Source organism: Sphingomonas sp. P3_C5, from assembly GCF_056402635.1.
In genome coordinates this window covers 120632-141041 of record NZ_JBFUHA010000006.1, presented here as the reverse complement: position 1 = coordinate 141041, position 20410 = coordinate 120632, and the positions used below count along the sequence as shown (strand labels likewise).

The window sequence follows — 20410 nt, the reverse complement described above, 5'->3', positions numbered from 1 at the left end:
TTGATGGCATCCGCCGTTCACGAATTGACCCCCGCCGAGGCATCGGCGCACCCACCCGCAGAATCGATCGTCGTCCGCTTCGCGGGTGATTCCGGCGACGGCATGCAGCTGACCGGCGGGCAGTTCACGCTCTCGACCGCGCTGGCAGGCAATGATCTTGCGACCTTCCCCGATTTCCCGGCCGAGATCCGGGCGCCGCAGGGAACGTTGTTCGGCGTCTCCGCCTTCCAGATCAATTTCGGGTCGACCGCGATCGATACCGCGGGTGACGTGCCCGACGTGCTGGTCGCGATGAACCCGGCCGCGCTCAAGACCAATGTCGATGCGCTGAAGGCCGGCGGGCTGATCATCGCTGACGAAGGCGAGTTTGGTGAGCGTAACCTCGCCAAGGCGAAATACGCCGCCAATCCGCTGCACGACGGCAGCCTCGCCAAGTGGCAGCTGCTCGCGTTCAATATCTCGCAGCTGACGCTTGATGCCGTGAAGCCGTTCGGGCTCGGCAACAAGGAGGCGCTGCGCTGCAAGAATATGTGGACTTTGGGGCTCGCGCTCTGGATGTTCGATCGCGACCGTCAGCCGATCGTCGACTGGCTGAAGGCGAAGTTCGCCAAGGCGCCGGTGCTGGCCGAGGCCAATATCGCTGCGCTCAACGCGGGTCACGCTTATGGCGAGACCGCTGAGCTGGCGGGCCCGATGAAGCAGCATCATGTTGCGGCGGCACCGGCTGAGCCGGGCCTGTACCGCACGGTGACGGGTGCCGAGTCGATTTCGCTCGGGCTGGTCGCCGGCGTTCAGCTCGCTGGCGTGAAGATGTTCTTCGGCGGCTATCCGATCACGCCGGCGTCGGCGATCCTGCATCACCTCTCGCGCCTGAAAGAGTTCGGGATCACGACCTTCCAGGCTGAGGACGAGATTGCCGCAATCGCCTCGGCGATCGGTGCGTCCTATGCCGGGCAGCTTGGCGTTACCTCCTCCTCTGGCCCGGGCATCGCGCTCAAGGGCGAGGCGATGGGACTGGCGATCATGACGGAACTGCCGCTCGTCATCGTCAATTCGCAGCGTGGTGGGCCTTCGACGGGGCTGCCGACCAAGACCGAGCAATCGGATCTCTACCAGGCGGTCTACGGCCGCAACGGCGATGCGCCGATGCCGGTGATCGCGGCGCGCTCGCCGGCCGATGCGTTCGATTGCGCGATCGAAGCGGTGCGGATCGCGGTGCAATATATGACGCCGGTGATGCTGCTGACCGACGGCTATATCGCCAATGCCGCCGAGCCCTGGCTCGTGCCGAACATGGACGATTACGCGCCGTTCCCGGTGACCTATCTCGAGGAAGTGCCGGAAGGCGGGTTCTTCCCTTATGCGCGCGACGAGAAGCGGGCGCGGCCCTGGGTGAAGCCCGGCACGCCCGGCCTGCTCCACCGCATCGGCGGGATCGAGAAGCAGCTCGGCACCGGCAATATCGAATATGGCGCGGCCAACCATCAGGCGATGACCGAGATGCGCCGTGACAAGGTGCTCGGCGTGGACGTGCCCGACCAGGAGGTCGAGCTCGGCGAGGCCGGCGGCAAGCTGGCGATCGTCGGCTGGGGTTCGACCTTCGGGCCGATCCATCAGGCGGTGCGGCGGGCGCGGAAGAAGGGGCTGGATGTCAGCCATATCCATATCCGCCATATCTGGCCGATGCCGGGCAATCTCGGTGCGTTGCTCAAGGGATATGAGAAGGTCATCGTTCCGGAGATGAACACCGGCCAGCTCAAGACGGTGCTGCGCGACCAGTATCTGGTCGACGCCAAGCCGCTCAACAAGATTTCCGGTCAGCCCTTCATGATCTCCGAGATCGAAGCGGCGATCGAGGAGGCACTCGCATGAACGACATGACCCCAGTCGCGAAGACGCTCCCCAAGGATTGGGAGACCGACCAGGAGGTGCGCTGGTGCCCGGGCTGCGGCGATTACGCGATCCTGAAGGCGGTGCAGCGCACCATGCCGGAGATCGGCGCGCGCCCTGAGAATACCGTGTTCGTCAGCGGCATCGGCTGCTCGTCGCGCTTCCCTTATTATATGGAAACCTACGGCTTCCACACCATCCATGGCCGCGCGCCGGCGGTGGCTACGGGCGTGAAGCTGGCCAATCCCGATCTCGATGTGTGGATCATCACCGGCGACGGCGATGCGCTGTCGATCGGCGGCAATCACACCATGCATCTGATCCGCCGCAACCTGGATTGCCAGGTGCTGCTGTTCAACAACGAGATCTACGGCCTGACCAAGGGGCAGTACTCACCGACCAGCCATGTCGGCACGCGCAGCCCCTCGACGCCCTTCGGTTCGCTTGACCGGCCGCTGACGCCTTGCGCCTTCGTGCTCGGATCGGGCGCGCGGTTCGTGGCGCGGGCGATCGACGTGAACAAGAATCTGCCGGCAGTGCTGAAGGCGGCTTATGCCCATAAGGGCACCGGGTTCGTCGAGATCTTCCAGAACTGTATCGTCTATAATGACGATGTGTTCGCGCCGTTCACGGAGAAGGCGAATGCGCCCGGCAGCCAGCTCTGGGTCGAGCAGGGCAAGCCGTTGCTGTTCGCGGGCGGCACCAAGGGGCTGAGCCTCGACACCGAGAAGCTGGTGCTGAAGGTGGTCGATGTGGTCGATGGCGACTGGGCTGCGGCGCATGTCATCGTGCACGATCAGACCAATAAGGCGATCGCGCATATGCTGGTCGAGATGCCGTTCGGGCCGTTCCCGATGGCGCTTGGCGTGCTTTATGACGATCCGGCGCCAACCTTCGAGAGCGCGGTTGTTGCGCAGAACGCTCAGGCGAGCGCGGGCAAGAAGCCCGATCTGCAGAAGCTGCTGTCGCAGGGCCAGACCTGGCAGGTCGAGAAGCAGCCGCACGTTATTTAATTCACGCCGGGAGGCGGTCATGACGTTCGTGGTCACGGATGCCTGCATCCGGTGCAAGTTCATGGATTGCGTCAGCGTGTGCCCCGTGGACGCGTTCTGCGAGGGCGAGAACATGCTCGTCATCGACCCAAACGAGTGCATCGATTGCAATATGTGCCTGCCCGAATGCCCGGCTGAAGCGATTCTGCCGGATATGGAGGACGCCGCGGCGCCGTGGATCGAGCTGAACAAGAAGTATGCCGCGCTCTGGCCGGTGGAGACTACCAATGCTGGCCAGAAACCCCGCGACGCCGAGGCGTTCAAGGGCGTGGCGGGGAAGTTTGAGGCCTATTTCTCGGCTGAGCCCGGCAAGGGCGATTGAGCGTCGGACGGGAATGGTTCCTTCTTTTTCCCCTCCCGCTTGCGGGAGCGGTTAGGGGAGGGCGTGTCCTCCTCACGACTGCTGATTTGTTGACAGGCCCTCCCCCAGCCCAGTTTCAGGTGAACGATGCCCCGCATCGTTCAGGTCAGGCTGGGAGCCTGACCGACCTGAAACTCACAAGTGGGAGGGGAGTTAAGTGACGACCCTTCTCTGGCTTCGTCGCGACTTGCGGTTGGCGGATCAGGCGGCCCTCGTTGCCGCTGCGGCCGAGGGCCCGGTCATCCCGGTCTATATCCTCGACGACGAGACGCCGAAGCACCGGCGGATGGGTGCTGCGTCTCGCTGGTGGCTGCATCACAGCCTTGCCGCCCTCGATGCGAGCTTGAGGAAAAAGGGGTCGCGGCTGATCCTGAAGCGGGGCAAGTGCGAGGACATCCTCGCCGCGCTCGCTGAAGAAACCGGCGCGACGCGGGTGCATTGCCTGCGCCACTACGAACCCTGGTGGCGCAATGCTGAGCGCGCGGTTGCGAAGAGGCTCGACCTGGTTTGCCACGACGGCAATTATCTCGCGCCGCCCGGATCGATCACTACGGGCGCTGGCCAGCCCTACAAGATCTACACGCCTTTCTGGCGCGCGCTGCTGGAACAGATGGCGCCACCCGAGCCACTGCCGGCGCCTCACAACATTCCGGCGCCTGACGCGTGGCCGGAGAGTGATCGGCTGGAGGATTGGAAGCTGTTGCCCGAACAGCCCGACTGGGCTGCGGGCTTCCGCGCGGAATGGATGCCGGGCGAGGCTGGCGCGCAGGAGCGGCTCGATGACTTCGTGCTCAAGGCCGCGGCTTATGACATCGCGCGCAACCTGCCTTCGGAAGAGGGAAGTTCGCGGCTGTCGCCGCATCTGCATTTCGGCGAGATTTCGCCCGCGACGATCTGGCACCATGTCGCGCGCGGGAAGGGCGATGCGACGACCTTCCTCAAGGAGATCGCCTGGCGCGATTATGCCCAGAGCGTCATCGTGCAATTCCCGGATTATGGCGCGAAGAACGGTCGTGCCGCGCTCGACGGGTTGCCCTGGCGGACCGGTTCCGCCGCCGACGCCGATCTGCGCGCATGGCAGCAGGGGCGCACCGGCTATCCGATCGTCGACGCCGGCATGCGCCAGCTCTGGGCGACGGGCTGGATGCACAATCGGGTGCGGATGATCGCGGCGAGTTTCCTGATCAAGCATCTGCTGATCGACTGGCGCGCCGGCGAGGCGTGGTTCTGGGATACGCTGGTCGATGCCGATTACGGCAGCAACAGCGTCAACTGGCAATGGGTGGCGGGGACCGGCGTGGATTCGAACATGTTCGTCCGGATCATGGCGCCGCTCGTCCAGTCGGAGAAGTTCGACGCGGGAGCCTATATCCGCACCTGGGTGCCGGAACTGGCCGGGCTCGGGGATGCCGCGATCCATGATTCGGATGCCATGGGGTGCCGGCCCGAAGGCTATCCGGCGAAGATCATCGGGCACCGCGAGGGCAGGGAACGGGCGCTGGAGGCAGCGAGAAAGCTGCGGTGAGGGTTAAGGAATTCTCTTTTCCAGCGCCGCGCGGCGGTGCATGACGCCGCCGATATGAATGCATCCACGCCAAACCGCGGGCGTCGTTTCACAGCGCGGGCGAGCATGGCCGGCGTCGGGGATCGGCTGCTTGCCCCCTTTACCGGGCTTCTCCACCGGCTGCTCGACCGGATCGACCAGGGCCTGGAAGAGGGCATGATCGAGACCAGCTTGCCGGACGGCACGAGGCGGCTGCTCGGCGGGCGGGGCGAGGGGCCCGTCGCCATTGTGGATATTGTGAGCTGGCGCGCGCTGGCGCGGCTGGCGATGGGCGGATCGGCCGGCTGGTATATCGCCTGGTCGCTCGGCGAATGGCGCAGCCCCGATCCGGTGCCGCTGTTCGACCTATTCATGCGCAACCGTATCTCGCTCGGGGAAGCGGCAAGGGCTGGAGGGGTCGTGAGATTGGTGAGACTCGCGTGGCATCGGCTGCGCAGCAATCACCGCAAGGGCGCGCGGCGCAATATCGAATATCATTATGATCTGGGGAATGATTTCTACAGCCTGTGGCTCGACCCGGGCATGACCTATTCGAGCGCGTGGTTCGCCGAGCCGATCTCGCCGCCACAGTCGCTCGAAAGCGCGCAGCACCGCAAGCTGCAGGCGATGCTCGATCGCACAGGCACCCGGCCAGGCGACACCATCCTCGAGATCGGCTGCGGCTGGGGCTCCTTTGCCGAGATCGCGGCGGAGCAGGGGCGCAAGGTCCATGGCATCACGCTGTCGAAGGAGCAAAAGGCGGCGGTCGAGGCGCGGATGACGCGTGATGGGCTTGGGGGCGTCACGGTCTCGCTCACCGACTACCGCGACGTGACGGGTGAATATGATGCGATCGTCAGCATCGAGATGGTCGAGGCGGTCGGGCAGGAATATTGGCCCGACTATCTCGCCACGATCGCGCGTTCGCTCAAGCCCGGCGGGCGGGCGGCGATCCAGCTGATCTCGATCGATGACGCGATTTTCGAGACCTATGCGAGCAATGTCGACTTCATCCAGCGCTTCGTTTTTCCGGGCGGGCTGCTGATCTCGGAGAAGCGCTTCCGCGCGATCGCGGAGTCCAAGGGTCTGACCTGGCGCGATCCGGTGCGGTTCGGGCAGCATTATGCCGAGACGCTGCTGCGCTGGCGGGAGCGCTTCGACGCGGCGGTGGCGGCGAGGCAATTGCCGCCGGAATTCGACCGTCATTTCGTCGATCTGTGGCGCTATTATCTGATGTATTGCGAAGGCGGATTCAGAGGCGGCGGGATCGACGTCGTCCAGGTCACGCTGATGAGGGGGGACTGATGCGGATACGGTTGATGATCGGCACGCTCGCGCTGGCGGGCGCGGCGCTGATGCCGGTGCAGGGCAGTGGGCAGGTTGCCACCAGCGAAGCGCAGCAACGCCAGGTCGGTGCCGAGATCCTGTTCTGGTCGCAGGAGAAGCGCGACGCGAATTTCCCGGCGATGGAGAAGCTGTTCCCAGGCAACACGATCAAGGCGTCCGCGCATGCGCGCGTTCTGCCGGCAGGGGTGCCGCTGCCGATACCGGCGGCTGATGTCGACGCCTTTATGAGCTCGATGAATGTCGCCGGGCTGATCGTGCTCCAGAACGGCAAGGTCCGGCTCGAACGCTATGCGCGGGGGCTGACTGAGCAAGGGCGGTGGACGAGCTTTTCAGTCGCCAAATCCTTCACCTCGACGCTGGTCGGCGCTGCGCTCAAGGACGGCTATATCAAATCGGTCGATGATCCGGTGACGCGCTACGTCCCCGAGCTGGCGGGCAGTGGCTATGACGGCGTGACGGTCGGCCAGCTGCTGACCATGACTTCGGGCGTCAAATGGAACGAGGATTATACCGATCCCAAATCCGACGTGGCGCGGATGTTCCTCGAGCCGGTGCCGGCCGGGGTCGACCCGACCGTCTATTTCATGCGCAAGCTGCCGCGCGACACCGCGCCGGGGACGAAATGGGTCTACAAGACCGGCGAGACCAATCTGATCGGCGTGCTGGTGCGGCGCGCGACGGGCAAGTCGCTCGTGGCCTATGCCGAGGAGAAGATCTGGAAGCCGGCCGGGATGGAGCGCGACGGCTTCTGGATGACGGACCAGACGCGTGCCGAGGTCAGTGGGTGCTGTCTCTCGGTGTCGCTGCGTGATTATGCGCGGTTCGGCCAGTTCGTGCTCGAAGGTGGGCATGGGGTGACGGCGAAGGGGTGGTTCGCAGCCGCGACCAGCCCGCATGCGACGGTCGCGCCTGGTGGGTTTGGTTATGGCTATCAGTGGTGGACCTATCCGGGCGGGCGCTTTGGCGCGGTGGGGATTTTTGGGCAGGGCATTCTGATTGATCCGGCGACGAAGACGGTGGTTGCGATGGTGAGTGCGGCGCCCAAGGCGAGTGATCGGGTGGCGAGTGCTCAGCGGCTGGCGTTCGGGCAGAGGTTGATCGCGGCGGCGAAGTAGCGCCTTCTTATCCCCCTCTCGCTTGCGGGAGGGGTTAGGGGAGGGCCTGTTCATGGGAGTCAGCGCATTTGACACGCCCTCTCCCAGTCCCTCCCGCAAGCGGGAGGGGAGAAGAATAGGGGGGAGGGTAAATCGTCCTCACCCGCGATAAAGTCCCTTCATGACAGCGCCGAGAGACCGTGGCCGGCCGCCGCATCCGGATATCCTCACGCCCGCCGAGTGGCGCGTGGTCGAGGCGGTGCGACATGGCATGACCAATAGCGAGATCGCGAAACGGCGGGGCATAAGCCTCGACGCGGTCAAATATCATGTCGCCAACGCCTTGCTGAAGCTCGGTTTTTCAAAGCGCGCCGAGCTTCGCCGCTGGAATGGGGTGCGGCGCGACAGCAATCTCTTTGCCAGGGAGTCTGCCATGACTGACMAACTGAAGCTCGGCCGTCTCGGCCAGATCGCCCGCACCGTGAAGGACGTGGCGGCGGCGCGCCTATGGTATGGCGAGGTGCTCGGGCTCGAGCATCTCTATTCCTTCGGGAACCTCGCCTTTTTCGATTGTGGCGGGGTGCGGCTGTTTCTTTCCGAAGGGGAGAAGGAGTCAGCCGACTCGATCCTCTATTTTCGGGTGGAGGATATTGGCGCTGCGCAGGCTGCGCTTGAATCGCGCGGCGTGGTGTTCACCAATGCGGCGCATATGATCCACCGACACGACGACGGGACCGAGGAGTGGATGGCCTTCTTTGCTGATAATGAGGACAGGCCGTTGGCGATCATGGCGCAGGTGAAGGGGATGAGTTGAATTTTGGCCAGGTATGGATGGAAGACTTCTGCCCCTCCCCTTCAGGGGAGGGGAAAGGGGTGGGGGCGCGCGTCTGCGCGCTCAAAAGACACATCGCCAAGGTCGAAGCGTCGAGCGAGGCATCGAGCCTCGCCCGACGCTGCCCCACCCCAACCCCTCCCCTGAAGGGGAGGGGCTGAATATTCTCGATCGAATTCGATCTTAGTCGACCCGTTCGAAATGCCCGGTCTCGAAATCACCGGCGATCAGCTCGACGATGCGTGCCCCCACCACTTCGGGCGCCTTCACCGAGGCGGGATCTTCGCCGGGATAGGCGCGCTCGCGCATCTTGGTGCGGGTCGCGCCGGGATCGAGGATGGCGGTGCGGATGCTGCTGATGTGCTGCATCTCGTCGCCATAGGCAGCAACCAGCGTCTCGAACGCGGCCTTGGAGGCGCCGTACAGGCCCCAATAGGCGCGCGGGTTGCGGCCGACACTCGAGGTGATGCCGATCACCCGGGCGCGCTTCGATTTGCGCAGCATGGGATCGAACGCGGCGATCAGCGCGGCCTGGGCGCTGACGTTGAGGGTCAGGACCGCGGCCAGCTCCTTCGAGTCGATCGCGGGCACCGCAGCGAGGCTGCCGAGCGTGGCTGCATTCAGCACCATGATGTCGAGCGCCGGCCAGCGCTCGCCGATCGCGGCACCGAGCCGGGCGATGCTGTCGGCTTCGGTCAGGTCGAGTGGCGCGATGGTGGCGCTACCGCCGGCCTCGAAGATCGCGGTCTCGACGGCTTCGAGGTCCTTCGCGGTGCGCGCGGTGAGGACGACGTGCGCGCCTGCCGCCGCGAGTGCCTTGGCGGTGGCCGCGCCGATGCCGCGGCTGGCGCCGGTGACGAGGGCGATCTGGTTGGCGAGTGGGAGGTCGGTCATTCTCTTCTCTCTTCGTCACCCGGACTAGTTCCGGGGTCCACCGGCCCGCAAACACGGACGCGGCGGCGCTTGCACCACGGTGGATGCCGGAACAAGTCCGGCATGACGGCGGAGGTTAGCTCACCCGCTCTGCGAGGAGGGCGAACTGGTCGACGGTGGCGACATCGTCCTGGTCGGTCAGTGTCGTTGGATATTCGCCGGTGAAGCAGGCGTCGCAGTGGCTCGGGCGGATGTCCGCGCGCTGCGGCTCGCCGAGTGCCTTGTACAGGCCGTCGATCGAGACGAAGGCGAGGCTGTCGGCCTGGATATAGGCGTTCATCTCGGCGACGTTCTTGCTCGAGGCGAGCAGCTTGGCGCGCTCTGGCGTGTCGACGCCGTAGAAGCAGCTGTGCCGGGTCGGCGGGCTGGCGATGCGCATATGGACTTCGGCGGCGCCGGCCTCACGCATCATCTGGACGATCTTCAGGGAGGTGGTGCCGCGCACGATCGAGTCGTCGATCAGGACTACGCGCTTGCCCTTGATGAGCGCGCGGTTGGCATTGTGTTTCAGCTTCACGCCGAGATGGCGGACCTTGTCGCCGGGCTGGATGAAGGTGCGGCCGACATAATGCGAGCGGATGATGCCGAGCTCGAACGGGATGCCCGATTCCTGCGCATAGCCGATCGCGGCGGGGGTGCCCGAATCGGGGACCGGGATGATCAGGTCAGCTTCGACCGGGCTTTCGATCGCAAGCTGGGCGCCGATCGCCTTGCGGACGGTATAGACGCTGCGGTCCTCCGAGATCGAATCGGGGCGTGAAAAATAGACATATTCGAAGATGCAGGGGCGGGGTGAGACCGGCACGAACGGGTGATGAGAGCTGATCTCGTTGCCGCGCACGATGAGGAGTTCGCCTGGCTCGATCGAGCGGACGAACTCGGCACCGACCACGTCGAGCGCGACCGTCTCCGAGGCGAAGATTATCGCGCCGTCTAGCTTGCCCATGACGAGGGGCCTGATGCCGAGCGGATCGCGGCAGGCGATCATGCCCTCGGGCGTCATCACGATCAGCGAATAGGCGCCTTCGACGCGCTTCAGCGCATCGATGAACTTGTCGACGAAGGTCCGATAGGTCGAGGTCGCGACCAGATGGATGATCGTCTCGGTGTCCGAGGTCGACTGGAAGATCGAGCCGCGCTGGACGAGATCGCGCCTGAGGCGCATCGCGTTGGAAATATTGCCGTTATGCGCGATGGCGAAGCCGCCCGAGGCGAGATCGGCATAGAGCGGCTGGACGTTGCGGAGCGCCGTCTCGCCCGTCGTCGAGTAGCGGACATGGCCGCAGGCGACGTTGCCGCGTAACGCCTGGATGATGTCGTCGCGGTCGAAATTGCCAGCGACATGGCCCATTGCGCGGTGGGTGTGGAACTCACACCCGTCAAAGCTGGTGATGCCGGCGGCTTCCTGCCCGCGATGCTGGAGCGCATGCAGGCCCAGAGCGACAAGTGCGGCGGCGCCATCGCTGCCGGATATGCCAAAGATGCCGCACTCTTCGCGCAGCTTGTCGTCATCGAACGGATTGGTTGTCAGCATGGTGCCCTTTGGGGGTTGCTTCGCCCGCCATATAGGGACGCGATCCGGGCTTGTCGCGCTTTTGTAACACAGATCGTATTTTTATCTCCCTCCCTGTGGGCGGGGAGAGCGGCTAAGGGAGATTCCATGCCCGATTCCCGTGACACCGGCCTTGTGCTGGACCCGAAATATGACGCCGCCGGCCTGATCACCGCGGTCGCCACCGACCGCGTCTCAGGTGAGGTGCTGATGCTGGCTCATATGAACGCCGAGGCGCTGAAGGCGACCGTCGCCACCGGAGAGGCGCATTTCTGGTCGCGGAGTCGCGGTGCGCTCTGGAAGAAGGGCGAATCGTCGGGGCATGTGTTGCGCGTCGCCGATATCCGGATCGACTGCGACCAGGATGCGGTGTGGCTGATCGTCGATGCCGCAGGCCCCGCCTGCCACACCGGCGAGCGGAGCTGCTTCTACCGGCGAATCGAGGGCGATCGGCTGGTGGCGGCGGAATGAAGCGGGCGCTTGCGATCCTTCTGCCACTGCTCCTCGTTGGCTGCTGGGGTTCCGGGAAACAGGCGGACTCCGGCACTAACACGGCGGCGCCGATCGGGCTGGAGGCGGCGGCGATCGAGGCGGGGGTGATTCCCGACCCCAAGAACAGCGACATCACCGGCCTTTATGCGCGCGATACGGACCGCGTCTGCGTCGTGCCGAGCGCGACGGCGTACCGGATCGGCGTGTTCGTCGATTATGGCGACCAGCAGAATTGCGGCGGATCGGGCGTGGTCACCCGAGTCGGCGAGCATCTCCATGTCGAGTTCGACCAGATCGACGGCTGCAGCTTCGATGCGCGTTTCGAGGGCGACCGGATCGTGTTTCCTGGGCGGCTGCCCGAGGCGTGCCAGAAGCTTTGCCTGCGCCGCGCTTCGCTGGCTGGGCTCGACGTGAGCCGGCTGAGCGAGTCGGTTTCCGAGGCGTCTACCTTGCGGGATTCGAAGGGGCGGTTGCTTTGTAGCAGTGGGGAATAGTCATCTGTCCCCGTCACCCCGGACTTGTTCCGGGGTCCACCGGGCCGCAAACCAACAGGTTGATGATGAAGCGGTACGGTGGATGCCGGAACAAGTCCGGCATGACGAAGGAAGGCGGGTGCACAATGGCTGCACTTGACGTTCACGTAAAGGGCAGGTAGTTTCCGCCCATGTCCACAGTCGCTGCCTATGCTGCGATCGACCGCCATCCCGATCGCGACCACTTCTCGATTTCCGATCTGTCAGCCGAGTTCGGCGTGACGGCCAGGGCCCTGCGCTTCTATGAAGACGAGCAGCTGATCGCGCCCGAGCGGCGCGGCACTGCGCGGATCTATTCGCAGCGCGACCGGGCGCGGCTCGCCTGGATATTGCGCGGCAAGCGCGTCGGTTTCAGCCTCGCCGAGATTCGCGAGATGATCGACCTTTATGACATCGGCGATGGTCGGCAGGTGCAACGCGCCGTGACGATCGAGCGTTGCCACGAACGGGTCGCGCTCCTCGAATCGCAGAAGCGCGATATCGATGCCGCGATCGAAGAGCTGAACGATTTCATCACCTTGCTCGAAACCAATGGCGCGCAAGGCCGCCTGAAGGACTGATCCAATGCCGCAATATACCCCGCCCGTGCGCGACACCCGCTTCATCCTCGAGCATGTCGTTGGGCTCGATCGCTATGCGAACCTGCCCGGCTTCGCCAATGCGACGCCCGATGTGGTCGATGCGGTGCTCGACGAGGGCGGCAGGTTCGTGGCCGAAGTGCTGTTCCCGCTGAACCATAGCGGCGACCTCGAAGGCTGTACGCGGCACGACGATGGATCGGTCTCGACGCCCAAGGGCTTCAAGGAAGCGTATGACAAGTTCGTTGAATCGGGCTGGGGCACGCTTTCCGCACCGTCCGAGTTCGGCGGGCAGGAGATGCCGCACGTCGTCTCGACTGCGTTCCAGGAATATATGATCTCGTCGAACATGGCATTCGCCATGTATCCGGGGCTGACCCACGGCGCGATCGCGGCTTTGCTGGTGAAGGGCACCGAAGAGCAGAAGACGAAATACGTCCCCAACATGGTCTCGGGCAAATGGGGCGGGACGATGAACCTGACCGAGCCGCAATGCGGCACCGATCTCGGGCTGATCCGCACCCGCGCCGAGCCGCAGCCTGGGGGCAGCTATGCGATCACCGGGACGAAGATTTTCATCTCGTCGGGCGAACATGACCTGACCGAGAACATCATCCATCTCGTGCTTGCGAAGACGCCGGGCGCGCCGGACAGCTCGAAGGGCATCTCGCTGTTCGTGGTGCCGAAGTTCCTGGTCAATGAGGACGGTTCGCTCGGCGAGCGCAATGCCGTCACCTGCGGATCGATCGAGCACAAGATGGGCATCCACGCCAATTCGACCTGCGTGATGAACTATGACGGCGCGACCGGCTGGCTGGTCGGTGAGGAGATGAAGGGCCTCGCCGCGATGTTCATCATGATGAACGCGGCCCGGCTCGGTGTTGGGCTGCAGGGTCTCGGCGTCGCTGAAACCGCCTATCAGAACGCAGTCCAGTACGCGCATGACCGCCGCCAGGGCCGGGCGTTGACCGGGGCGAAGGACCCGCAGGAAAAGGCCGACACGCTGTTTGTCCATCCTGACGTCCGCCGGATGTTGATGGACGCCAAGGCGTTGACTGAGGGTATCCGCGCTTTGTGCCTGTGGGGCGCGCTCCAGGTCGATCTCGAGCACGCCGCTGCGAGCGAGGAAGAGCGTCAGCTTGCTGGGGACCTGATCGGGCTGCTGACGCCGGTGATCAAGGGCTATGGCACGGACAAGGGCTATGAGATCGCGACCAATGCGCAGCAGGTCTATGGCGGCCATGGCTACATCGCCGAATGGGGCATGGAGCAATATGTCCGCGATGCTCGCATCTCGATGATTTACGAGGGCACCAACGGCGTTCAGGCAATGGATCTGGTCGGGCGCAAGCTCGCGATGAACGGCGGCCGGGCAGTGCAGGCTTTCTTCAAGGTCGTCGCCGAGGATGTCGCGGCCGGCAAGGCCGATCCCGTCACCGCCGATTTTGCCGCACGCCTCGAAAAGGCCAATGGCGAGCTGCAGCAGGCGACGCTCTGGTTCCTGCAGAACGGCATGAAGAACCCCGAGAATGTGGGCGCGGGCGCTCAGCCCTATCTGCATCTGATGGGGATCGTCGCGGTCGGGCTGATGTGGCTGCGCATGGCGATGGCCGCTTCGAAGCTGAAGGCGGCGGGGGAGGGCGACGCCGCGTTCCTCGACGCCAAACTGACGACCGCGCGCTATTATGCCGAGCGGATCATGCCCGATGCCGGCGCCTTCCGCCGCAAGATCGAGGGCGGGGCCGAGGCGGTGATGGCGCTGCCGCCGGAGATGTTCGTCGCTGCCTGAGGCGATCGGCGCAGCGCGGCGCGCGATATCGACTTGATATATATTAAGGCGGTTTGGTTAATTCGGTCGACATCTTCAGCATTCGTCAACCCAGCCCTCGTAGGGCGGGGGGATGAAAGAGCGACGAAGTTCCGATCGCGGCCCAAGGCCGATCGAAGCGCTCTTCCTGTTCGCGAGGCATTTCAACTTCACGACGCGTCGTCTGTGGATTCTGCTCGCGCTCGCGCTCGCGCTGATGACCTCGTTGACCGCGGCGCTTGTCATCAACCGGGTGCGCTCGACCTCCCAGCATCAGCAGGCAGAGCGCTGGTACGTGCATACGCTCAACGTGCTGATCGCGGCCGGCGATCTTCGCACTTCGGTCTATTCGGCGCAGCGCGGCCAGCGCAACTATCTGCTGACCGGCGATCGCGCTTTGCTGCGCGATTTCGCGGACGGGAAACGCCAGACGCGGGCAGCTGTCGCGAACCTCGGCGGATTGACTGCCGACGATCCCAGACAACGCGAAAACCTCGTAGCGCTGAATCGCGATCTGGCCAATTACTATGCCTTGCTCGGCCGAGCCTCCGACCTCGAAACGCAGGGCCGACACGGCGACGTCATCGCGATGGTCCGTAAGGATAGGGGCGCAGGGTTTGACGCGGTGCTCAGATCGATTGGCTCGATCGAGGAACGGGAGCGAAGTCTCCTCGCCACGCGCAAACTCGATATGAATATCGCCGACCAGCGAATGGCGGCCCATGGCTATGGGCTGATCGCGATCGGTTTCCTTGTGCTTTCCAGCATGGGGATGGTCGGTATTCTCGCCATCCGCGCCCAGGCGCGGGCGACTAGGGCCGCCGCTGCCCTCCATCGGATCGCCAACACCGATGCGCTGACTGGTCTCGCCAATCGCCGCTGCTTTTTCGAAGCGCTGGAAGCGGAGGCGGAACTCTCCGAGCGAAGCGGTGCGCAGCTCTGGGTGACGATCCTCGATATCGACCGGTTCAAGCGGATCAACGATAATTATGGCCATCCCGCGGGTGACGAGGTGCTGCGCGCGGTTGCCGCGATCATCCGTCAGGCGCTCCGCGGCAGCGACCTGGTCGGTCGTATCGGCGGCGAGGAATTCGGGGTCCTGATGCCACGAACCACGCGGGCTCAGGCCGAGACGGTCTCCGAGAGGCTGCGCCTCGCGGTTGCCAATACGCCGTTCGTGCTTCCGTCGGGGAAAGTCATCGAGGTGACGCTGAGCGCGGGGCTCGCAGTGCGGGCCAAAGGTGAGGATTCGACCCATCTTCTGTCGCGGACGGATATCGCGCTTTATATGGCGAAGAAGGATGGGCGAAATCTTGTGAGGCTGGCCGCCTAGCCGCCGCTCGAGTGAGCGCCCTGCGTTAGAAATAGGGTATATTGACGCCGCTTCGGCTCGGAACCATTCTGGGCTCAAGAAGCGCCGCCATGCGCCATCCGGGGAGAGGTTTTCCCATACCCGCCCAAGGGGACCCTGCCCGATGCCTGGCCTTTTTCTCCAATGCCGTCGCGCGATCCGTGCCTTTGCCCTCCTGTTCGGCGGCGCATTGCTGGTTGCCGCGAGCCCGGCGCCCAAACGCCTCGTCCTGATCGACGACGATCTGATCGGGCTGAACGGCGTGCCGGTGCTGTTGCTGCAGGCGCCGGGTGTCGAGGTGCTCGGCCTCACCACCACCAGCGGATCGGTATGGCGCGATACCGCGACCGCTTATGGGCTGCGCACCCTCGAGATCCTCGGCCGGACGGATATCCCGGTCGTGCCCGGAGCGACCTATCCGCTGCTCAACAGCCAGGAGGCGACGAAGCGCTGGGAGGGCATATATGGCCGGCTCGTGTTCAAGGGGCCGTGGACTGACTATTGGCCGGGGGACACGCTGCAATCGCACCCCGGCAACCCATCGCCCGAGTTCGTGCCGAAGCTGCCCATGGGCAATCCGACCAGCAAGGCCTCGACCGAAATCGCCGCGGATTTCCTGGTGCGGATGGTCCGCGCGCATCCGCATGAGATCACGCTGTTCGCAACCGGGCCGATGACCAATATCGCGATCGCGCAGAGCCTCGACCCAAGCTTTGCGGCCAATGTGAAGGAGCTGGTCTATATGGGCGGCAGCCTGCTCCCGCGTCAGGCGCTTTCAGGCGCATCGGCTGAGCAGTTCGCGCGCGAATTCGTCAATGCGCCGCGCCGCGAGTTCAACATCCGCTGGGACCCTGAGGCAGCGCGGATCGTCGCCCATGCGGCCTGGCCCAAAATAACGATGATCCCGGTCGATCCCTCGACAGGCACGCAGTGGACGCGCGACTTCCTGACCAGCCTGAAGCCGGCGGGCACGCCGCTCACCGACATGTTCCAGACAGCGCTCGAGCCTGGCTTTCCTATGTGGGACGAACTGGCGGCGATGGTGTGGCTCGACCCGAAGATCGTGACCCGGTCCGAGAGCCTTTATGTGGATTTCGAGACCAGCCAGACCGCCGCTTATGGCGACACCCTGTCCTGGACCGAGGCCTATCGCCCGCATCTCGGCGAGCGGGCGCAGACCGTGGTGTTCGAGGTCGATCGGGCGCGGATGGAAGCGGATATGCGCGCGCTGTATATGCGGCCGCTTGGCAAGCGGTGACTGGCGAGCGCCCATTCGCTGTGGCCGACCGACACCTGAAAGCAGCGTTCAGCCCGCGCTGAAGGCGTAGCTATGCGTTGGGGCCTGCCTCGGCTATTCGACGACGGGTCGCCAGAAAAAATCTACAAAGAAAGCCGCCGTGCAATATTTCAGGATTGCCGGACTGACGGTCGGCAGCGAGCTTTCGCCACCACACATGGCCGCCATGGCGAAAAGCGCATCTGCGCCCGATATTCATATCCGACGCGGGCAGGTGCCGCTGACATTGGCGTGTCCTGTCTCCTCTGGCCCGACCTGGGAGATTGCCGGCGATCAGCTCCTTCTCCGCATCCCCGGCGTCGCGCGTTTCCTGCTTCAGGCGGGACGCGACATCGTTTTCGAACCATGCGACCACGGACAGTCCTCGGACATTGCGATCTTCGTGACCGGCACGGTATTCGGCATTCTGCTGCACCAGCGCCGCCAGGCCGTGCTGCATGCCAGCGCGGTCATGGTCGGCGGCAAGGCCATATTGTTCTGCGGAAGGTCAGGGGCCGGCAAATCCACCATGGCGGCGGCACTTGGCAATGCCGGCTACCCGCTGCTCAACGATGACATCAGCGTCATCGGGCGCGATGACAAGGATGCTCCGGTCACCCATAGCGATGGTCGGCAGCTTAAGCTCTGGCAAGAGGCTGCCGATGCGCTGGGATTGATCGACCGCCTTGGGAATCCGGTCCGCGACGGCCTGTCCAAACATTATGTCACGCCGCGATCCTCGATCGGTGAAACCCTGCCGATCGGCGCCGTTTACGTGCTCCGCGAAGCGCGCGCGCCGCGGAAAAGCGGCATCGCAAGGCTCAATATCGCGGACGCCGCGCGCGCGGTCACCGGCAATGCCTATCGCCCGCTCCTGGTGACCGCGATGAATCAGCAATCGCTTTATCTGCAGGCCGCAATGGCGATCTCCAAAAGCGCGGGCGTATTCGTGCTTACCCGGCCAAAGGAATTTGCGAGCATTTCGGAAATGATCGGCGGACTGGAACGGCATTGGCACGAACATGGGCTGCTCAAGTGACGAACCGGGACGCGGCCGGGCCGGCGCGTGGCGGGACGAATTGACCCCTTGTCAGACGCGCGATACCGAACTGGCCCACAGGCCGATGATGGCGACCATCGGCTATGATCTGAGCTTCCTTCCTCCGCCGCAGCAGAAGTTCGGGCAATTCTGATGATGATACGCGGACCAGGCGAATGGATCTCCGCCGAGGCGGACGGCGAAACCGTGATGATGTGCGTGGAGACCGGAACCTATGTGGGTCTCAACGCGATGGGCGCGCGGATCTGGGACCTGCTGGCAGAGCCGCATGAGCTGGACGCGCTGTGTGCAACGCTGGTCCGCGACTTCGACGTGACGCCCGAAATCTGCCGCGCCGAGACCCAGGATTTCCTCGACATCCTCGTTCGCCAGGACGCCATTTCCATAACCTGACCGCGCGCTTGTTCCACCCAAAGCCGCATGGTAGGTGCTCGAGGCGATAGGGTCGGGCGAAGCCGGATCGCATTTCATCGCTGGAATCCGACTGCCCGATCAAGCCGTCGTTGGGAGAATTTCGTGCCGACCACTGATGAGCAAGAGCCGATCGGGATCGATGCTCCGGCGCGCGCGCCCTGGCAAACGCCACGTGCGGTCATTGTGGAATTCGAGGAGACGCAAGGGGTCTCCCATAGCGGCGGCGATATCTACGCTTCTGCCAATTCGTAGGGTCTCTGCCTTAAACGTCCCTCGGACCTTTTGAATTGGACTAGCTCGCCCGACACCTGGCATCGGCGGTTCAGGCTGCTCACCATAGCCCCTTCAATGGGTGTCGTTGCCGGCCAGCGGTAGGGGCTTGCCAGAACCTGCATGACGAACTTTGCCGGCCTCATTCGATTTGATGGCGCCTCCATCTCGGATCGGCAGGAAGCGGCGCTCGCCTCTGCGCTCGGTCAGCGACAGCGCGGGCGAATCCATTTCCAACGCGCGGCGCACGCCGTTTTCGCTCAGGCCCTCCCAGCGGGCGAATGGTCGCCGGGAGCATTGTTCGCGGCGGACAGCCGGCTCGACAATATTGCCGATATCGCCGCCACCGCTGGTATGTCGTCGCGCAGCGGCGAAGCGGCGTGTATAGGCGCGATCTTCGAGCAGCGTGGCGATGCCGGGATCGCACAGTTGCTGGGCACATTCGCCTTTGCGCATTGGGATGAAGCCCGCCGGACACTCACCCTTGCCCGCGACTGCACGGGTGGACGCGCCCTGTTTTACCATGCGGGCAAGGACTTCGTGGCCTTTGCCTCGCATCTGGGGACGTTGTTGGCCTTGCCCAACGTGCCGAGCGAGCTCGACGAGCGACTGCTGGCAAATTTCCTGGCGCTCAATCACCGCGAACGAGAAGGCACATTCTATCGCGGCGTCTGTCGGGTGCCGTCACGCACCGTAGTGCGCATTGCGCCGGACCGTGTCGACCAATGCCATTATTGGAGTCCGCGGCTGGACGCGCCGCCGCCCTATGCGCGCGACGAAGACTATATCGCGCGGGGTCGCGAACTCATGGACGGCGCGGTGGCGCGGGTTCTTCGCGACATGCCGCGCGCCGCCATCTGCGTGAGCGGTGGCTTCGACTCCAGCGCGATGGCTGCCACCGCCGCGCGGCTCGGCCTGGCCGAGCTCGATTGCTATTGCGGCGTCCCACCGCCCGGGCTCGACAGGTCGGTGCGTTCCCACCGCTACCTCGACGAAAGCGACAAGGTGCGGGCGCTGGAGCGCATGCATCCCGCGCTGCGGCTGAAGCTGGTAACGCCGCAGGTCGCCCATCCGATGCAGGCCGATCCCGCGCGCTTCTTCCAGACCATCATGCCCATGCCCTGCCGAAACGTGGACAATCTGGGCTGGTTCAGTGGCATCCGCGATGCGCTCGTCCAGGACGGTCATCGTGTGGCGCTGATGGGGGTCATGGGCAATCTGACGTTCAGTTGGGACGGGCGGTTTTGCCTGTCAGCGCTGGCGCGCCAGGGACGCTGGCTGGAATTGATCCGGCAGACGCGTGCATTGGCGCGCAGCGCTGGCGGCAGCCTGCCGCGCACCCTGGTGGGGCAGGGGCTGACCCCGCTGCTGCCGCCGGGCCTGCACCGCGCCTTCCGCCGCCTGCGCGGGCGCGCGCCGGAGGACATCAGCCAGTTCAGCCTGCTCAACCCCGATGTCATGGAATCGCTCGATCTGCGCAGGCAATGGCGCGAGGACGGGTTCGATCCGACCTACAGCACGCGCGGCACCAGCGCCCAGATGCGCGCGCATCAGATCTTCGACCAGTTGCAGATTTCCCGCGATCAGCTCGCGATGCAGGGCGACAGTCTCGAAACGCGCGACCCTTATAGCGACCGCGAGCTGATAGAATTTTCCCTCACCATTCCCGAAACCCTGTTCCTGCGCGACGGCGTGCCCCGCTGGTACGCGCGCCAGCTGTTCGCCGATCGCCTGCCGCGAGAAATTCTCGACGAAACCAGAACGGGCGAACAGGCTCCCAACTGGTTCGAATCGTTGAATGCGCGCCGCCCGCTGATCGAAGCGGAGGTCGAGCGGCTGGAGGCCTCGCGGCTGGCTGACAGGCTGTTGGACCTACCGCGCCTGAAACGGCTGATCGCTGATTGGCCGCAAGATGCGCGCGACGCCGAGGACCATATGACCGCCTATCGCCTGGCGATGGACCGCGCCGTTCATGTCGGGCAGTTCATCCGCTGGGTCGAACGCGGAAACGAATAATCTCCGTTG

The 20410-nt window shown here is 64.4% G+C and carries 20 protein-coding genes; 17 read left to right on the top strand and 3 right to left on the bottom strand.

Annotated features, from left to right (window positions below):
- The first annotated feature begins 3 nt into the window (after positions 1 to 3).
- The 7 genes from AC1DVS_RS16200 to AC1DVS_RS16170 all read left to right on the top strand — a co-directional run bounded on the left by AC1DVS_RS16200 (position 4) and on the right by AC1DVS_RS16170 (position 8101).
- The gene (locus tag AC1DVS_RS16200; RefSeq protein WP_478024703.1) at positions 4 to 1872 is read left to right on the top strand and encodes a 2-oxoacid:acceptor oxidoreductase subunit alpha; all 1869 of its coding nucleotides are present in this window, start codon (positions 4 to 6) and stop codon (positions 1870 to 1872) included.
- Positions 1869 to 2903, top strand: a complete 1035-nt coding sequence (locus AC1DVS_RS16195; protein WP_478024701.1) for a 2-oxoacid:ferredoxin oxidoreductase subunit beta — start codon at positions 1869 to 1871, stop codon at positions 2901 to 2903. The genes AC1DVS_RS16200 and AC1DVS_RS16195 overlap by 4 nt, the downstream gene beginning before the upstream one ends.
- Before the next feature lie 19 nt (positions 2904 to 2922).
- Complete coding sequence (fdxA, locus tag AC1DVS_RS16190; protein WP_478024699.1) at positions 2923 to 3264, top strand: ferredoxin FdxA; 342 nt, start codon at positions 2923 to 2925, stop codon at positions 3262 to 3264.
- A gap of 196 nt (positions 3265 to 3460) precedes the next feature.
- Positions 3461 to 4828 carry a cryptochrome/photolyase family protein gene (locus AC1DVS_RS16185; protein WP_478024697.1) on the top strand — a complete coding sequence of 456 codons (1368 nt, stop codon included), beginning with the start codon at positions 3461 to 3463 and terminating at the stop codon, positions 4826 to 4828.
- A gap of 54 nt (positions 4829 to 4882) precedes the next feature.
- A complete protein-coding gene (locus AC1DVS_RS16180) occupies positions 4883 to 6151 on the top strand; it encodes a class I SAM-dependent methyltransferase (protein WP_478024695.1) in 1269 nt (422 codons plus the stop codon).
- The gene (locus tag AC1DVS_RS16175; protein WP_478024693.1) at positions 6151 to 7308 is read left to right on the top strand and encodes a serine hydrolase domain-containing protein; all 1158 of its coding nucleotides are present in this window, start codon (positions 6151 to 6153) and stop codon (positions 7306 to 7308) included. Before AC1DVS_RS16180 ends, AC1DVS_RS16175 begins: the two co-directional genes overlap by 1 nt.
- A gap of 160 nt (positions 7309 to 7468) precedes the next feature.
- Entirely contained in the window at positions 7469 to 8101 is a 633-nt protein-coding gene (locus AC1DVS_RS16170; protein WP_478024691.1) for a LuxR C-terminal-related transcriptional regulator, read from the top strand.
- Between the two features lie 201 nt (positions 8102 to 8302).
- On the opposite strand, the gene AC1DVS_RS16165 is transcribed toward AC1DVS_RS16170, so the two are convergent.
- Positions 8303 to 9013 carry an SDR family NAD(P)-dependent oxidoreductase gene (locus tag AC1DVS_RS16165; protein ID WP_478024689.1) on the bottom strand — a complete coding sequence of 237 codons (711 nt, stop codon included), beginning with the start codon at positions 9011 to 9013 and terminating at the stop codon, positions 8303 to 8305.
- Between the two features lie 115 nt (positions 9014 to 9128).
- A complete protein-coding gene (gene purF / locus AC1DVS_RS16160; RefSeq protein WP_478024687.1) occupies positions 9129 to 10586 on the bottom strand; it encodes an amidophosphoribosyltransferase in 1458 nt (485 codons plus the stop codon).
- A gap of 126 nt (positions 10587 to 10712) precedes the next feature.
- Between purF and hisI the strand changes: the two genes are divergently transcribed.
- From hisI to AC1DVS_RS16115, 9 genes are all read left to right on the top strand, one after another.
- On the top strand, positions 10713 to 11075 hold the full coding sequence (hisI, locus tag AC1DVS_RS16155) for a phosphoribosyl-AMP cyclohydrolase (protein ID WP_478024685.1): 363 nt from the start codon (positions 10713 to 10715) through the stop codon (positions 11073 to 11075).
- A complete protein-coding gene (locus tag AC1DVS_RS16150; RefSeq protein WP_478024683.1) occupies positions 11072 to 11590 on the top strand; it encodes a hypothetical protein in 519 nt (172 codons plus the stop codon). The genes hisI and AC1DVS_RS16150 overlap by 4 nt, the downstream gene beginning before the upstream one ends.
- A gap of 170 nt (positions 11591 to 11760) precedes the next feature.
- The gene (locus AC1DVS_RS16145) at positions 11761 to 12189 is read left to right on the top strand and encodes a MerR family transcriptional regulator (RefSeq protein ID WP_478024681.1); all 429 of its coding nucleotides are present in this window, start codon (positions 11761 to 11763) and stop codon (positions 12187 to 12189) included.
- 4 nt (positions 12190 to 12193) lie between these two features.
- Positions 12194 to 13996 carry an acyl-CoA dehydrogenase C-terminal domain-containing protein gene (locus AC1DVS_RS16140; protein WP_478024679.1) on the top strand — a complete coding sequence of 601 codons (1803 nt, stop codon included), beginning with the start codon at positions 12194 to 12196 and terminating at the stop codon, positions 13994 to 13996.
- Between the two features lie 112 nt (positions 13997 to 14108).
- Positions 14109 to 15347, top strand: a complete 1239-nt coding sequence (locus AC1DVS_RS16135; protein WP_478024677.1) for a GGDEF domain-containing protein — start codon at positions 14109 to 14111, stop codon at positions 15345 to 15347.
- 142 nt (positions 15348 to 15489) lie between these two features.
- Positions 15490 to 16623, top strand: coding sequence for a nucleoside hydrolase (locus AC1DVS_RS16130; protein WP_478024675.1), 1134 nt, complete (start codon positions 15490 to 15492; stop codon positions 16621 to 16623).
- A 139-nt stretch (positions 16624 to 16762) separates the two neighbouring features.
- Positions 16763 to 17680 (top strand): hypothetical protein, encoded by a 918-nt coding sequence (locus AC1DVS_RS16125; protein WP_478024673.1) that lies wholly within the window; start codon positions 16763 to 16765, stop codon positions 17678 to 17680.
- A 153-nt stretch (positions 17681 to 17833) separates the two neighbouring features.
- Entirely contained in the window at positions 17834 to 18094 is a 261-nt protein-coding gene (locus tag AC1DVS_RS16120; protein ID WP_478024671.1) for a PqqD family peptide modification chaperone, read from the top strand.
- Positions 18095 to 18217: 123 nt separating this feature from the next.
- Positions 18218 to 18367, top strand: coding sequence for a hypothetical protein (locus tag AC1DVS_RS16115; RefSeq protein ID WP_478024669.1), 150 nt, complete (start codon positions 18218 to 18220; stop codon positions 18365 to 18367).
- Between the two features lie 93 nt (positions 18368 to 18460).
- On the opposite strand, the gene AC1DVS_RS16110 is transcribed toward AC1DVS_RS16115, so the two are convergent.
- Complete coding sequence (locus AC1DVS_RS16110) at positions 18461 to 18634, bottom strand: hypothetical protein (RefSeq protein WP_478024667.1); 174 nt, start codon at positions 18632 to 18634, stop codon at positions 18461 to 18463.
- A 48-nt stretch (positions 18635 to 18682) separates the two neighbouring features.
- Here AC1DVS_RS16110 and AC1DVS_RS16105 point away from each other — a divergent pair, with 48 nt between their 5' ends.
- The gene (locus AC1DVS_RS16105) at positions 18683 to 20401 is read left to right on the top strand and encodes an asparagine synthase-related protein (RefSeq protein WP_478024665.1); all 1719 of its coding nucleotides are present in this window, start codon (positions 18683 to 18685) and stop codon (positions 20399 to 20401) included.
- Positions 20402 to 20410 lie beyond the last annotated feature (9 nt).

Excerpts from the sequence above, each read along its gene's own strand:
- AC1DVS_RS16200 (WP_478024703.1), top strand. The coding sequence starts at position 4 with ATGGCATCCGCCGTTCACGAATTGACCCCCGCCGAGGCATCGGCGCAC.
- AC1DVS_RS16195 (WP_478024701.1), top strand. The coding sequence starts at position 1,869 with ATGAACGACATGACCCCAGTCGCGAAGACGCTCCCCAAGGATTGGGAG.
- fdxA (WP_478024699.1), top strand. The coding sequence starts at position 2,923 with ATGACGTTCGTGGTCACGGATGCCTGCATCCGGTGCAAGTTCATGGAT.
- AC1DVS_RS16180 (WP_478024695.1), top strand. The coding sequence starts at position 4,883 with ATGAATGCATCCACGCCAAACCGCGGGCGTCGTTTCACAGCGCGGGCG.
- AC1DVS_RS16175 (WP_478024693.1), top strand. The coding sequence starts at position 6,151 with ATGCGGATACGGTTGATGATCGGCACGCTCGCGCTGGCGGGCGCGGCG.
- AC1DVS_RS16165 (WP_478024689.1), bottom strand. The coding sequence starts at position 9,013 with ATGACCGACCTCCCACTCGCCAACCAGATCGCCCTCGTCACCGGCGCC.
- purF (WP_478024687.1), bottom strand. The coding sequence starts at position 10,586 with ATGCTGACAACCAATCCGTTCGATGACGACAAGCTGCGCGAAGAGTGC.
- hisI (WP_478024685.1), top strand. The coding sequence starts at position 10,713 with ATGCCCGATTCCCGTGACACCGGCCTTGTGCTGGACCCGAAATATGAC.
- AC1DVS_RS16150 (WP_478024683.1), top strand. The coding sequence starts at position 11,072 with ATGAAGCGGGCGCTTGCGATCCTTCTGCCACTGCTCCTCGTTGGCTGC.
- AC1DVS_RS16145 (WP_478024681.1), top strand. The coding sequence starts at position 11,761 with ATGTCCACAGTCGCTGCCTATGCTGCGATCGACCGCCATCCCGATCGC.
- AC1DVS_RS16140 (WP_478024679.1), top strand. The coding sequence starts at position 12,194 with ATGCCGCAATATACCCCGCCCGTGCGCGACACCCGCTTCATCCTCGAG.
- AC1DVS_RS16135 (WP_478024677.1), top strand. The coding sequence starts at position 14,109 with ATGAAAGAGCGACGAAGTTCCGATCGCGGCCCAAGGCCGATCGAAGCG.
- AC1DVS_RS16130 (WP_478024675.1), top strand. The coding sequence starts at position 15,490 with ATGCCTGGCCTTTTTCTCCAATGCCGTCGCGCGATCCGTGCCTTTGCC.
- AC1DVS_RS16120 (WP_478024671.1), top strand. The coding sequence starts at position 17,834 with ATGATGATACGCGGACCAGGCGAATGGATCTCCGCCGAGGCGGACGGC.